At 67.5% G+C, this 12,737-nt stretch carries 12 protein-coding genes; 7 read left to right on the top strand and 5 right to left on the bottom strand.

Annotation, left to right across the window (positions count from 1 at the left end; translation table 11 throughout):
* Nucleotides 1-72 precede the first annotated feature (72 nt).
* The gene (locus tag FHW79_RS14745) at nt 73-816 is read right to left on the bottom strand and encodes a LuxR C-terminal-related transcriptional regulator (RefSeq protein ID WP_247884382.1); all 744 of its coding nucleotides are present in this window, start codon (nt 814-816) and stop codon (nt 73-75) included.
* A 777-nt stretch (nt 817-1,593) separates the two neighbouring features.
* Between FHW79_RS14745 and FHW79_RS14740 the strand changes: the two genes are divergently transcribed.
* The 5 genes from FHW79_RS14740 (at nt 1,594) to der (ending at nt 6,620) form a co-directional block, all read left to right on the top strand.
* Nucleotides 1,594-2,241, top strand: a complete 648-nt coding sequence (locus FHW79_RS14740) for a response regulator transcription factor (protein WP_035674679.1) — start codon at nt 1,594-1,596, stop codon at nt 2,239-2,241.
* A gap of 189 nt (nt 2,242-2,430) precedes the next feature.
* Nucleotides 2,431-2,985, top strand: a complete 555-nt coding sequence (locus FHW79_RS14735; protein WP_183179634.1) for a thioredoxin family protein — start codon at nt 2,431-2,433, stop codon at nt 2,983-2,985.
* A gap of 171 nt (nt 2,986-3,156) precedes the next feature.
* Nucleotides 3,157-3,801, top strand: a complete 645-nt coding sequence (locus FHW79_RS14730; protein WP_183179633.1) for a hypothetical protein — start codon at nt 3,157-3,159, stop codon at nt 3,799-3,801.
* On the top strand, nt 3,801-5,183 hold the full coding sequence (locus FHW79_RS14725; protein ID WP_247884381.1) for a PQQ-like beta-propeller repeat protein: 1,383 nt from the start codon (nt 3,801-3,803) through the stop codon (nt 5,181-5,183). Before FHW79_RS14730 ends, FHW79_RS14725 begins: the two co-directional genes overlap by 1 nt.
* 36 nt (nt 5,184-5,219) lie before the next feature.
* Entirely contained in the window at nt 5,220-6,620 is a 1,401-nt protein-coding gene (gene der / locus FHW79_RS14720) for a ribosome biogenesis GTPase Der (RefSeq protein ID WP_183179632.1), read from the top strand.
* 46 nt (nt 6,621-6,666) lie between these two features.
* Here der and FHW79_RS14715 read toward each other — a convergent pair whose 3' ends face one another.
* The 4 genes from FHW79_RS14715 to radA all read right to left on the bottom strand — a co-directional run bounded on the left by FHW79_RS14715 (nt 6,667) and on the right by radA (nt 11,161).
* Nucleotides 6,667-7,377: an SDR family NAD(P)-dependent oxidoreductase gene (locus FHW79_RS14715; RefSeq protein ID WP_183179631.1), complete on the bottom strand. Its 711-nt coding sequence runs from the start codon at nt 7,375-7,377 to the stop codon at nt 6,667-6,669.
* A 91-nt stretch (nt 7,378-7,468) separates the two neighbouring features.
* Nucleotides 7,469-8,917, bottom strand: a complete 1,449-nt coding sequence (gene purF / locus FHW79_RS14710; RefSeq protein ID WP_014240365.1) for an amidophosphoribosyltransferase — start codon at nt 8,915-8,917, stop codon at nt 7,469-7,471.
* 100 nt (nt 8,918-9,017) lie between these two features.
* The gene (locus FHW79_RS14705) at nt 9,018-9,704 is read right to left on the bottom strand and encodes a CvpA family protein (protein ID WP_183179630.1); all 687 of its coding nucleotides are present in this window, start codon (nt 9,702-9,704) and stop codon (nt 9,018-9,020) included.
* A 56-nt stretch (nt 9,705-9,760) separates the two neighbouring features.
* Complete coding sequence (radA, locus tag FHW79_RS14700) at nt 9,761-11,161, bottom strand: DNA repair protein RadA (RefSeq protein WP_183179629.1); 1,401 nt, start codon at nt 11,159-11,161, stop codon at nt 9,761-9,763.
* A gap of 159 nt (nt 11,162-11,320) precedes the next feature.
* Between radA and map the strand changes: the two genes are divergently transcribed.
* Together map and FHW79_RS14690 are read left to right on the top strand one after the other, a co-directional pair.
* Nucleotides 11,321-12,148, top strand: a complete 828-nt coding sequence (map, locus tag FHW79_RS14695) for a type I methionyl aminopeptidase (RefSeq protein WP_183179628.1) — start codon at nt 11,321-11,323, stop codon at nt 12,146-12,148.
* Nucleotides 12,145-12,735 carry an NUDIX hydrolase gene (locus FHW79_RS14690; protein WP_183179627.1) on the top strand — a complete coding sequence of 197 codons (591 nt, stop codon included), beginning with the start codon at nt 12,145-12,147 and terminating at the stop codon, nt 12,733-12,735. Before map ends, FHW79_RS14690 begins: the two co-directional genes overlap by 4 nt.
* The last annotated feature ends 2 nt before the right edge of the window (nt 12,736-12,737 follow it).

Below are 12,737 nucleotides of genomic sequence, written 5' to 3'. Positions count from 1 at the left end.
GCACAGAAAATATCCCGGCACTGTGGCCGGGATTCTTTCGTTTGATCAGGGTGAAGCGCGTCTGACGGAGCGTCAGGACGTGCCGGTCCGGTGGGCCGGGGCCGCGTGAATGTGCGGCGGCACCATGCCTTCCCGGGCGGACTGCAACGCACCCTGCTGTCGCGCGGCGAAGACACCGGCTTCCGTTCTGTTGCGGAAGTGCAGCTTTGACAGGACGCTTCGCACCATCGACTTGATGACCGCCTCGGACAGATCGAGCTGGTTGGCGATCGTCCGGTTGTTCAATCCCTGGCCGAGCAGGCGAAGGGTTTCGAACTCCGGTTCCGACAGCCGCGGCAGCAGCGTCAGCCGGATCTCATCGACGCCCAGCCGGGACAGGAACTGCTTGGGCATCAGACAGTGCCCCTCCAGCCCCAGGTCCAGCAGTTCGTTGATGCGGTCCACGTTGATGTCCTCGAACACCCACGCATCGGCGAAGGCCAGGATGTGTGCGGCGTCCAGCAATTCCCGCGACGACAGCACCACGACGATCCGCGACCGGCGTGACAGCCGCAGATAGACCATCGGTTCGTTCTCGCGCAGCGCCGTGAACTGCTGAAGGCCGATCAGGATCGCATCGGGCGTCAGCGTGCTCTGCGTCAGTTCCGATATGTCGTGGAAGACGGTCACACGATGGCGACCGGCCCGGTCGAGCGCCTGCACCACGGTGTCGGTCAGGGAATTGTTGTCGAGAATCAGGCAGACGTGCATGGGGGTCACCGCGTTGCGGGTCGAGTGCGATGCTTTCTCTTGGGCGTACTCATGGTTCATGTGCATGGGTCAGCTCTGTTTGGAGGAGGCATCCACGGCAGGCCCTTGTCGGGCATTGTCGCCGCCTGTGTTTTAGGCTTGTCTCGTGCTCTCTATCGGTCGGCGCTCTGTGTCTTCGCTTAAGTGCTTTCGTTTAAAGACTGCATCGAATTTCTTGTATATATCCATCAAACCTGGAAAAAAACTTGACACTGTGACAAACAGTTTATAAATTAGGCGTGTAACACGTAAATCAAACGATAGATGATCACTCAAGATCGTCAAGCGCATCTGAATGGTGATCAGATCGCTCCAAGCGATAACTCTTTCGTGACGGACTGCTCTGAAAGGCCAGTACAGGCTTGTGCCGCAAAGAGTGGTGTTCGTGCAGGAAATGCGCTGACCATCCGGACGAGGCACTGCACCATTGGGATAGGTTTTCACGCATGTCGATCATTCGGGCCATTCCTTTGCGCGCAGTGGCTGTTTTGCTCGGGCTCGTTCCGCCGATGTGAGAATAAACAACCAAACATGGAGAAAATCCCGCACCCACTTTCTTTCGTGCGGAGGTATAGGTTGAACGTAATAGTTCTTGTTTTGTTCAGTCGGCCTTTGCCGTAGGGGACGGTCTGTCCGCGCCGCAAATGACCTATGGCCCTTGTCCGGATATTGCCCCTCTTCCGAATGTGGTAGCAGTTCTTCAAGCCACGGGGCGAAAGGGTTGGTGGATCGCCAAAAGGGTGGCCCGGTTGGTCCGGGGAGGGCTGATCCAAAGCAACGGGTAAAACGAAGGCGGACGGGGCCATGAAAATTCTGATCGGTGACGACCATCTCCTTTTTCGTGAAGGCCTGCGCCGTCTTTTGGAGCAGCTTCACGGCGACGCAATCTTTGTCGAGGCGGGCACTTTCGACGAGGTGCTGCAGCAATGCCGTGTTGCCGGCGGGTTCGACGTGGTGCTGATGGACCTGCACATGCCGAACTGGCCGGGCTTCGACGGGCTGCGCGAGGTGCAGAGCCTCCAGCCGGGCGTGCCGGTGGTGGTGATCTCCGCCTCGGAAGCGCTGAGCGACATCCGCGGCGCGCTCGACCACGGGGCCACCGGCTACATTCCGAAGTCCAGCAGCGTCAAGGTCATGATGGGCGCGCTGAACCTCGTCTTCTCCGGCGGCATCTACGTGCCCCCCGGCGCGCTCACCGCTGCGACCGCAGCCTCCGACGCCGCGCCGCGCCGCGGCCGCCTGGATGGTGCGGACCGCAGCGCCTACGGCCTGACCCAGCGCCAGCGGGAAGTCCTGGACTGCCTGCGGGCCGGCAAGTCGAACAAGCAGATCGCCTATGAACTCGGCCTGTCCGAGGGCACGGTGAAGATCCACGTCACGGCGATCTTCAAGTCGCTGGGCGTCAAGAACCGCACCCAGGCGGTGATCGCCGCCGCCGCCATGGCCTCGTAAGGGGCGGTCCGAAGGTTACGGGGTAGGGCAGGACACAAGAAACGGGTTGGAGACCGACAGGGCCGCGAGCAGGCACGAACAAGGTGCCGCCGCGGCCTTTTCGATTCCGGCTTTCGCCTCACCTCATATACTCACGCTCAAAATCGCGCCGGCGGCGCGTTCATGGGTCCAGAAGGAGGAATGACAGCGATGGCGGCGGAAACCCCGGTGTGCGACTTCGGCCGGAAGGCGGAGGATTTCAGCCTGAAAGGAACCGATGGAAAGACCTACAGCTTGGCCGACGTCCAGGGGCCGAGCGGCACGCTGGTCATGTTCATCTGCAATCACTGCCCCTACGTGAAGGCGGTGATCGGCCGAATCGTCGAAGAGGTCGACGCGCTGCGTGCCCACGGCATCGGCGCGGTCGCCATCATGTCGAACGACACCGAAGCCTATCCCGACGACAGCTTTGACAACATGAAGCGCTTTGCGGCTGAACACGGCTTCACTTTCCCCTATCTGCTCGACGAAACGCAAAAGGTCGCCCGGGCCTACGGCGCCGTCTGCACGCCGGACTTCTTCGGCTTCAACGCTGACCTCTGCCTGCAGTACCGCGGGCGTCTGGACGCCTCGAAGCGCGAGCGGATCCCCGACGCCCCGCGCGAATTGTTCCACGCGATGGTGCGCATCGCCCAGACGGGGCAGGGGCCGGCCGACCAGATCGCCAGCATGGGCTGCTCGATCAAATGGCGGAATCCCGCCTGACTCCGCCCGAAGCGTGGCTTTAATGCCGTGATGGGCGCCGTTGCGCCTTGACCGCGTGCGGCGCCCAATGCTATCCGGCCCTTTGAACCAACAGAACCGCCCGCCGCAGCCGCGCGCGGGCGCAATCCCCGCTGTAACGGTTTTCGTGCCGTAGGATGCCGCTGTAGAGCCATGAGCGATATTTTCCGCGAAGTCGACGAGGATCTGCGCCGCGACCGCATGGAGCGTGTGTTCAAACGCTACGGCGGCATCATGCTGGCGGCCGCGCTGGCGGTCGTCGCCGCGACGGGCGGCACGGTCGCCTGGCGCAACTGGCAGCAGTCGCAGAAGGAAAGTGAAACGACGGCCCTGGCCGCCGCCCTGTCCCAGGCCGCCCAGGGGCCGGACAAGGGCGTGGAGGCTCTGGCTTCCTTCGCCGGCCAAGCCGATCCCGGCATGGCCGCGCTCGCCCAGTTGAACGCCGCCGCCCTGCTGGCCCGCGAGGGCAAGACCGCGGAGGCGGTGGCCGTCTACGACAAACTGTCCGGCACCGCCGCCGCCGCCGCGGTCTACCGCGAGCTGGCGGCCCTGCTGTCGGTGATGCACCAGCTCGATTCCGGTGATCCGGCCCAGCTCCAGGCGCGGCTTCAGCCGCTGACCGCGGACGCCAACCCCTGGCGTTTCTCCGCCCGCGAGATGAGCGCCGTTCTGGCCGCCCGCGCCGGGGACAAGGACCGCGCGCGCACCCTGTTCCAGCAATTGGCCGACGACTCGCAGGCTCCGGCCGGCGTCCGGTCGCGTGCCGCCGATCTCGCCACCCTCTACGGCAAGAGCTGATGACCCGCATTCCCATGGCCGCCCCGACCGCGCACCCCACCGCGAAGCGCCGCTCCCTGCGCACCGCTCTGCTCTCCGCCCCGCTGCTGGCCGTGCTGCTCAGCGGCTGCGACACGGTGAGCGGGTGGTTCGGCAAGACCCCCGATCCGCCCCTGCCGGGCGAGCGGGTGTCCGTCCTGACCCGCGAGCGCAAGGTCGAGGTCGACCAGCGGCTGGTCGGCACGCCGGTCGCCCTGCCGGCCGCCGTCGCCAACCCGTCGTGGGCGCAGCCCGGCGGCACGCCGGAACACGCCGGCGGCAACCTCGCCCTGTCGGCCACGCCGGCCGAGGCGTGGCGTGGCGACGTCGGCACCGGAGCCAGCAGCTCCCGCTCGCTGCTGGCCACGCCGGTCATCGCCGACGGCCGCATCTTCGCCATGGACGCCGACTCGCACGTCGCCGCCCTGGACGAGCGCACCGGACGCCAGCTCTGGCGTGTCGACACCAAGCCGGAAAAGGAGCGCGGCGGTGCCAGCGGCGGCGGCGTCGCCTTCGCCGACGGGCGCGTCTTCGCGGCCACCGGCTTCGGCGAGGTGGTGGCGCTCGATCCCGCCAACGGCTCGATCGTCTGGCGCAAGCGCGTTCCGGGTCCGGTGCGCGGCGCTCCGACCGTGGAGGGCGGGCGTGTCCTCGTCCTGACGCTGGACAACCAGCTCACCGCGCTGTCGGCCGCCGATGGCGCCGTCCAGTGGTCGCACCAGGGCATCCTGGAGACGGCGGGCCTGCTGGGCGCCGTCAGCCCGGCCGCCTCGCCGACCCTGATCGTCGCCCCTTACTCCTCCGGCGAGCTGTACGGCCTGCGCCCGGAGAACGGGCGCGTGGCGTGGCAGGAGAGCCTGGCGGCCATCCGCCGCAGCGGCGCCCTCAGCAGCCTTGCCGACATCCGCGGCCTGCCGGTGATCGACCGCGGCGTCGTCTACGCCATCGGCCATTCCGGCCGCATGGTCGCCATCGACGAGCGCATCGGCATCCGCCTGTGGGAAGCCGAGATCGGCGGCACCCAGACCCCGTGGCTCGCCGGCGACTATCTGTTCGTCGTCACCAACGATTCGGAGTTGGTCGCCCTGACCCGTCAGGCCGGCCATGCCCGCTGGGTCACCCAGCTCGCTCAGTTCACCGATCCGGAGGACAGGAAGGGGCCGATCACTTGGTCCGGTCCGGTCCTGGCGGGCGGCAAGCTCTACGTCACCGGGTCGAACGGGCAGATGCTCGCCCTGTCGCCCGCCGACGGGCAGGTGCTGACCCGCTATTCGCTGCCGGCCTCCACCTATTTGCCTCCGGTCGTGGCGAACAACACCCTATATGTCCTGGGCGAGAACGGTACGCTGGTGGCGTACCGCTGATCGCCGTCCCTGGTTCTTTATAAGGCCCCCGGCCCGATGTCCTTCACCGTTGCCCTTGTCGGTCGGCCGAATGTCGGCAAATCGACTCTCTTCAATCGTTTGGCCGGCAAGAAGCTGGCGCTGGTCGACGACACGCCCGGCGTGACGCGCGACTGGCGCTCGGCCCCCGCCCGCGTGGGCGGGCTGTCCTTCACCGTGGTCGACACCGCCGGCCTGGAGGACGTCACCGACGACAGCCTGGAGGCGCGGATGCGCCGCCAGACCGAACGCGCCCTGGAACGCGCCGACGTGGCGCTGTTCATCGTCGATGCCCGCACCGGCATCACGCCGCTGGACCGCCACTTCGCGGCCCTGCTGCGCAAGAGCAAGACCCCCGTTATCCTCGTCGCCAACAAGGCCGAGGGCAAGGTGGGGATGACCGGCCTCTACGAGGCCTTCGAGCTTGGCCTGGGCGACCCACTCGCGCTGTCGGCGGAGCATGGCGAGGGCATGGCCGATCTGGTCGAGGCCCTGCTGCCCTACGCCCCGCCGGAGCCGGAGGCGGTCGAGACGGCCCAGGCCCCTGCCAAGGGCGAGGGGGAGGAGTTGCCCGTCGGCGACCAGCCGGAGACCGACGAGGAGCGCGCGCGCCCGATCCAGATCGCCATCGTCGGCCGTCCGAACGTCGGCAAGTCCACCCTGCTCAACGCCCTGATCGGCGAGGAGCGCGTGCTGACCGGCCCCGAGGCCGGCATGACGCGCGACGCCATCAGCGTCGATTGGGAGTGGCGCGGCCGCAAGTTCCGTCTGGTCGACACCGCCGGCATGCGCCGGCGCGCCCGCGTCGACGCCAAGGTGGAGAAGCTGGCCGTCGCCGACGCCCTGCGCGTCGTCCGCATGGCCCAGGTCGTGCTGCTCGTGGTCGACGCCAACCAGATCCTCGACAAGCAGGACCTGACCATCGCCCGCACGGTGGTGGAGGAAGGCCGCGCCCTGGTCATCGCCCTGAACAAGTGGGACTCCGTGGACGACCGCGCCATGGCCCTGCGTCAGGTCGAGGACAAGCTGCAGGCCGCGCTGGCCCAGATCAAGGGCGTCGAGGTCGTGACCATCTCGGCCCTGCAGGGCAAGAAGCTGGACACGCTGCTCGATTCGATCCTGTCGACCTACGCGCAGTGGAACCGCCGCATCCCGACCGCCCAGCTCAACCGTTGGATCGAGGGCGTGCTGGATCACCATCCGCCGCCCCTGGTCGAGGGCCGCCGCGTAAAGATCCGCTACGCCACGCAGGTGAAGACGCGCCCGCCGACCGTGGCCCTGTTCGTCAACAAGCCGCTGGACCTGCCGGAAAGCTACCAGCGCTACCTGATCGCGCATCTGCGCGAGACGTTCGACCTGCCGGGCGTGCCTGTGCGGCTGCTGCTGCGCAAGCAGAAAAACCCCTACGCGGACGATTGATCCCATAGAGGGGTGGAGGCCCGGCGCCACCACCCCTTCTGTCTTTTTAGCCCTGAGCCGACACGACCTCGCCGTGGCGGGTGCAGGATGCCTCCGCCAGGGCCACGAAGGCCTCGGCAACGTCGTCCGGCTGGGCCAGCTTGGTCTGGTCCTCGCCGGGGAAGGCCTGCATGCGCAGCTTGGTCGCCACGATGCCGGGATCGATCAGATTGACGCGCAGGTTCGACGCGGCGATTTCCATCGCGTAGGTCTTCACCATCATCTCCAGCGCCGCCTTGCTGGCCCCGTACGGGCTCCAGTAGGGGTAGGGCGCGTTCGCCGCACCCGACGTCACGAAGATGGCGCGCCCCGCGTCGGACGCGCGCAGCAGGCGGTCGAAGGAGCGGATCAGCCGGAAGTTGGCCGTGACGTTCACGTCCATCACACGCTGCCACAGCTTCGGATCGTAGTGGGCGACCGGCCCCAGCGCCTCCAGGACGCCGGCGTTGCTGACCAGGATGTCCAGTTTCCCGAACCGCTCGAAGATCGAATAGCCGAGCTGGTCGATCTTGTCGAACTGGCGCAGGTCCAGCGGGACCAACGTGGCGTTGCGGCCCGTGGCTTGGAAGATCGCGTCGTCGGTTTCCTCCAGGCCGCCGACGGTGCGGGCGGCGAGGATGACGTGGGCGCCTTCGGCGGCGAAGCGCTTGGCGACGGCGGCGCCGATGCCGCGCGAGGCGCCGGTGATGAGAGCGGTGCGGCCGGAAAGACGGGACATGGCGGCGACTCGACGATGTTCGGTAGCGGGATTGGCAAACGGGCCGGTCCGCAGGGGTTGCGGCCGGCCCGTCGCGGCGGTGGTCAGGCGGTCAGGCGCGGATGCGGACGTTCGCCTCAACCGGCGGGTGGTCCAGCGCGTCGGTCAACGCGATGGGGTAGTCGCCGGTGAAACAGGCGTCGCAGAAGGTCAGCTTCTGCGGGTCGCGGCGCTCCGCACCCATCGCGCGGTACAGACCGTCCAGCGAGATGAAGGCGAGGCTGTCGGCCTGGATGAAGTCGCGCATCTCCTCCACCGACATGCGGTGGGCGAGCAGCTTGCTCTGCTCCGGCGTGTCGATGCCGTAGAAGCAGGGGTGCGAGGTCGGCGGGCTGGAGATGCGCATGTGCACCTCCTTCGCCCCGGCGGCGCGCACCATCTCGACGATCTTCTTGGAGGTCGTGCCGCGCACGATGCTGTCATCCACCAACACCACCCGCTTGCCCTCGATCATGGCGCGGTTGGCGTTGTGCTTCAGCTTCACGCCCAGATGGCGGATCTGGTCGGTCGGCTCGATGAAGGTGCGGCCGACATAGTGGTTGCGGATGATGCCCAGCTCGAAGGGCACGCCGCTCTGCGTGGCGTAGCCGAGGGCCGCCGGAACGCCGCTGTCGGGCACCGGCACCACCACGTCGGCCTCGATCCCCGATTCGCGGGCCAGCTCGGCGCCGATCCGCTGGCGGGCGTTGTAGACGGAGGACCCCTCCATCACGCTGTCGGGCCGCGCGAAGTAGATGTATTCGAAGATGCAGAAGCGGCGGCCCTGCGGCTGGAAGGGGCGCAGGCTCTGCACGCCCTGCTCGTTCAGAACGACCATCTCGCCCGGCTCGACGTCGCGCACGTAATCGGCGCCGACGATGTCGAGCGCGCAGGTCTCGCTGGTCACGATGTAGGTGTCGCCCAGCTTGCCCAGGACCAGCGGGCGGACGCCCAGCGGGTCGCGCACGCCGATCACCTCGTTCGGGGTCAGAGCCACCAGGGAGAAGGCGCCCTCGACCTGCCGCACCGCCTCGATCAGCCGGTCGACCGGCGAACCGCCGCGGGCAATGGCCATCAGATGGACGATGGTCTCGGTGTCGGTGGTGGACTGGAACAGGCAGCCGCGGCGGACGAGCTGGCGGCGCAGCGTGTGCGCGTTGGTCAGGTTGCCGTTGTGGGCCAGCGCGAAGCCGCCGAACTCGAAGTCGGCGTAGAGCGGCTGGACGTTGCGGATCGTCGTGTCGCCCGTGGTGGCGTAGCGGACATGGCCGATGGCCTGCGGGCCCTTCAGCTTGCCGATGATCGCCTCCGACGAGAAGTGATCGCCGACGAGGCCCAGCGTGTGCTCCAGATGGAAGCGGTCGCCGTCGTGGCTGACGATGCCGCAGGCTTCCTGGCCGCGATGCTGCAGCGCGTGCAGGCCGAGCGCGGTGATGGCCCCCGCCTGCGGATGGCTGTGGATGCCGAACACGCCGCACTCCTCGCGCAGCTTGTCGTCGTCGAACGGATGCGTCGTCAGCATCGGAAGATCCTCGTCATACACAGCATCACCAAAGGGCATTGCCCCGGCGGCCTCTTTGCCAGCGGGGCGTTACTCACAGGCACTCTGCACCATGCGGCGTTCAGCGTGCGTTCTGGATCAGTCGCTCAAGGTCGCCGCGGTCCCGGTCCTTATAGCCGGTATCGGATTGCGACGCACCACCGGTCTTCGGCGCTCCGGGAACCGGCGTGGACAGGCGGTCCAGGGCCTCCTTGGCCTCCACCGCCTGCCGCGCGCGTTCCCGCGCCATGTCCATCTGGCCCAGACCATCCTTGCGCAGCGACTCCGGCATCACCTCGTAGATCATGGAGGCGCCGGAGACCAGCATCGGCCGGGTCTTGGCGCTCTGCAGCCACGCGGGATGCTCCGCCGGGTTCGGCACCAGCCAAGCGAAGAAGAGATAGGCGACGGAGGCGAGGATTGCACCCTTCAGCAGGCCGAACACGAAGCCCAGCGAGCGGTCGAGCGCCGACAGGCCGGAATTCTGCACCCCGCGCGACACGACGCGGCCCAGGATTGTCAAAATCACAAGGCCGACGACGAACAGCGCCACCGCCGAGGCGGCGTAGGCGGCCATCTCGACATGGATGTAGGTCTGCGCGATGGGCAGAACGTGGGGCAGGGCGTTCAGCGTGATCAGCGCCGCGCCGACCCAGGCCGCGACCGACAGCACCTCGGCGACCATGCCGCGGGTGAAGGCCAGCAGGGCCGCCAGCAGAAGCACCACGATGACGGCCAGATCCGCCGGGTTGATCGGGAAGGTGTCCATAACGCCGCTACGCCTCGTGCGCTTTCGCTTCAGATGCTCGTGTCAAATCAGACGCTTCAATCCCGGCCGCGCGGCGGACGGGGTCCCGATCCGGCCTGGAACAGCGGCAGCAGTTCGCTGAGCTGCTGCAACTCGACCGATTTCAGGCCGCTGTCGCTGCGCCCCGGCTTCTTGCCGTTCCGTCTAGCCGGAAAGATCGCCGTTGAAAACCCCAGCTTCGCGGCTTCCTTCAGCCGGGCGTCGCTCTGGCCCACGGCGCGCACCTCGCCCGACAGGCCGATCTCGCCGAAGACCACGGCGTCGGCGGGCACCGGCTCCCCGGTCAGGGACGAGACCAGCGCCGCGGCGACCGCGAGGTCCGCCGCCGGCTCGGTGATGCGCAGCCCGCCGGCCACGTTGAGATAGACGTCGTTGGCGCCGATCTGCACGCCGCAGCGCGCCTCCAGAACCGCCAGCACCATGGCAAGCCGCGCCGAGTCCCAGCCGACCACCGCGCGCCGCGGCGTGCCGAGCGGGGAGGGGGCGACCAGAGCCTGGACCTCCACCAGCACGGGGCGGGTGCCCTCCATGCCGGCGAAGACCGCGGCGCCCGACACGTCGCCGCGCCGTTCCGCAAGGAACAGGGCGGAAGGGTTGGCGACCTCGCCCAGCCCGCCGTCGGTCATCTCGAACACGCCGATCTCGTCCGTCGCGCCGAAGCGGTTCTTCACCGCGCGCAGGATGCGGAACTGGTGGCCGCGCTCGCCTTCGAAATAGAGCACCGTGTCCACCATGTGCTCCAGCACGCGGGGGCCGGCGATGGTGCCTTCCTTGGTGACGTGGCCGACCAGCAGCAGGACGCAGCCGCGCCGCTTGGCGACGCGGATCAATTCCTGCGCGCTCGCTCGGACCTGGGCGACGGTTCCGGGGGCGCTGTCCAGATTGTCCACATACATGGTCTGGATCGAGTCGATCACCACGACCTCGGGCCCGTCCGTGCCGTCCAGCGAGGCGACGATGTCGCGCACGCTGGTCGCCGAGGCGAGCTGGACCGGTGCGGCGGCGCAGCCCAGCCGGACGGCGCGCAGCCGCACCTGGTCCACCGCCTCCTCGCCGGAGACGTAGGCGCAGCGGTGCTCCTGCGACAGCCGGGCCATGGCCTGGAGGAGAAGGGTCGATTTGCCGATGCCGGGATCGCCGCCGATCAGGATCGCCGATCCCGGGACGAGGCCGCCGCCGCAGACGCGGTCGAACTCCTCGATGCGGGTCATGCGGCGCGGCGGCGCCTCGCTGGACCCGGCCAGTCCTACGAAGTCCAGCCGGCGCCCGCGCGCCACGCCCAGTCCCTTGGGGGCGGCTTCCGGGGCGGCTTCCTCGACAAGGGTGTTCCATTCGCCGCAGGCGTCGCAGCGCCCGGCCCATTTCGGGAAGGACGCGCCGCAAGCCTGACAGACATAGCGGGTGGTTGGCTTGGCCAAAGGTCTAGCGATTGGTTGGAGCGGCAGCGCCCCACATATAGCAAGGTGGCGTTCTAAATCCTATGGCAGAGGTGATAAAAAGCTGGGGCTTTTCTCGGCTGTTCCAGTGGTAGGTTCTGTCCCGGAATTCACGATGAACAACGGATGTGAGGTGACACGGTGGCGGACAAGGACGCGCGGAAGATCCCGCTGCACGGCCCGGAGGAGTTCGAGGCGATCCGCAAGGCCGGGCGGCTGGCCGCGGCGACGCTGGACCACATAACGCCCCAGGTGGTGCCGGGAGTCAGCACGGGCCATCTGAACCGTCTGATCGAAACCTTCATGCGGGACAACGGCGCCATCCCCGCGACCCTCGGCTATCAAGGCTATCCGGCGGCGAGCTGCATCTCGCCAAACCATGTGGTGAATCACGGCATTCCGTCCGACGACAAGACGCTGGTCGACGGTGACATCGTGAACGTCGACGTGACGGTGATCCTGGACGGCTGGTACGGCGACACCAGCCGCATGTTCTTTGTCGGCGACAAGATCGGGGTGAAGGCGCGCAAGCTGGTCGACATCACCTACAAGGCGATGATGGCGGGCATCGCGCAGGCCAAGCCGGGCAACCATCTGGGCGACATCGGCCACGCCATCCAGACCCTGGCCGAATCCCACCGTTACGGCGTGGTGCGCGACTTCGGCGGGCACGGCATCGGGCGGGTGTTCCACGACGCACCGCATGTCGACCATTTCGGCAAGCGCGGCACCGGGGTTCTGCTGGTTCCCGGCATGGTCTTCACCATCGAGCCGATGCTCAACGCCGGAAAAGCGGACGTGAAAATCCTGTCGGACGGCTGGACCACCGTCACCCGCGACCGCTCCCTGTCCGCCCAGTTCGAGCATCAGGTCGGCATCACGGAGACGGGCTGCGAGATCTTCACCCTGTCGCCGGCGGGCTTCACCCAGCCGCCCTATGGGACTCTTGCCGGGGTCGACGCGGCATGAGTGGGGAGTTGAAGCCCTGGACGGTCCTGGAGCGCCGGACCCTGCTCGACGCCGGGCCTTTCCTGAAGGTGCATGCCGAGACCGTCGAGACGCCTGAGGGCCGGCGGGTGGAAAACTTCTTTCAGGTCGAGCAGATGGACTTCGTCCAGATGTTCATCGAGGACGAGGATGGGCGCGTCCTGATGCTGCGTACCTACAAGCATGGGCCGCGCCGCGTCAGCCAGACCTTTCCCGCCGGGGCTCTGAACCCCGGTGAGGAACCGCTGGCCGCGGCGAAGCGGGAACTGCTGGAGGAGACCGGCTACGCCGCAGAAGACTGGACCGCGCTCGGCTCCTACGTGGTGCAGGGCAACCAGCGGGGCTGCGTCTGCCACATGTTCCACGCCCGCAACGCCCGCAAAGTGGCCGAGGCGGACTCCGGGGATCTGGAGGAGATGCGGCTGGAACTGCTGACCCGCGCGGAACTGATCGCCGCGGCGGCGGAGGGCGATTACGCCCTGCTGCCGGTCATCGCCCTGCTGGGCGCCGTTCTGCTGCCGGAATTGCGCGAGACTCTCGCCAGGGGAGCAGCGCGGGCGGCGCCCTGAAC

The organism is Azospirillum sp. OGB3 (assembly GCF_014192915.1).
In the GTDB taxonomy this organism is placed as follows: Bacteria; Pseudomonadota; Alphaproteobacteria; order Azospirillales; family Azospirillaceae; genus Azospirillum.
Note: the sequence above shows the minus strand (reverse complement) of the source record. Positions and strands in the feature narration are given on the sequence as shown.

Excerpts from the sequence above, each read along its gene's own strand:
- FHW79_RS14715 (WP_183179631.1), bottom strand. The coding sequence starts at position 7,377 with ATGTCCCGTCTTTCCGGCCGCACCGCTCTCATCACCGGCGCCTCGCGC.
- FHW79_RS14740 (WP_035674679.1), top strand. The coding sequence starts at position 1,594 with ATGAAAATTCTGATCGGTGACGACCATCTCCTTTTTCGTGAAGGCCTG.
- FHW79_RS14690 (WP_183179627.1), top strand. The coding sequence starts at position 12,145 with ATGAGTGGGGAGTTGAAGCCCTGGACGGTCCTGGAGCGCCGGACCCTG.
- FHW79_RS14705 (WP_183179630.1), bottom strand. The coding sequence starts at position 9,704 with ATGGACACCTTCCCGATCAACCCGGCGGATCTGGCCGTCATCGTGGTG.
- FHW79_RS14725 (WP_247884381.1), top strand. The coding sequence starts at position 3,801 with ATGACCCGCATTCCCATGGCCGCCCCGACCGCGCACCCCACCGCGAAG.
- FHW79_RS14730 (WP_183179633.1), top strand. The coding sequence starts at position 3,157 with ATGAGCGATATTTTCCGCGAAGTCGACGAGGATCTGCGCCGCGACCGC.
- der (WP_183179632.1), top strand. The coding sequence starts at position 5,220 with ATGTCCTTCACCGTTGCCCTTGTCGGTCGGCCGAATGTCGGCAAATCG.
- purF (WP_014240365.1), bottom strand. The coding sequence starts at position 8,917 with ATGCTGACGACGCATCCGTTCGACGACGACAAGCTGCGCGAGGAGTGC.
- FHW79_RS14745 (WP_247884382.1), bottom strand. The coding sequence starts at position 816 with ATGCACATGAACCATGAGTACGCCCAAGAGAAAGCATCGCACTCGACC.
- FHW79_RS14735 (WP_183179634.1), top strand. The coding sequence starts at position 2,431 with ATGGCGGCGGAAACCCCGGTGTGCGACTTCGGCCGGAAGGCGGAGGAT.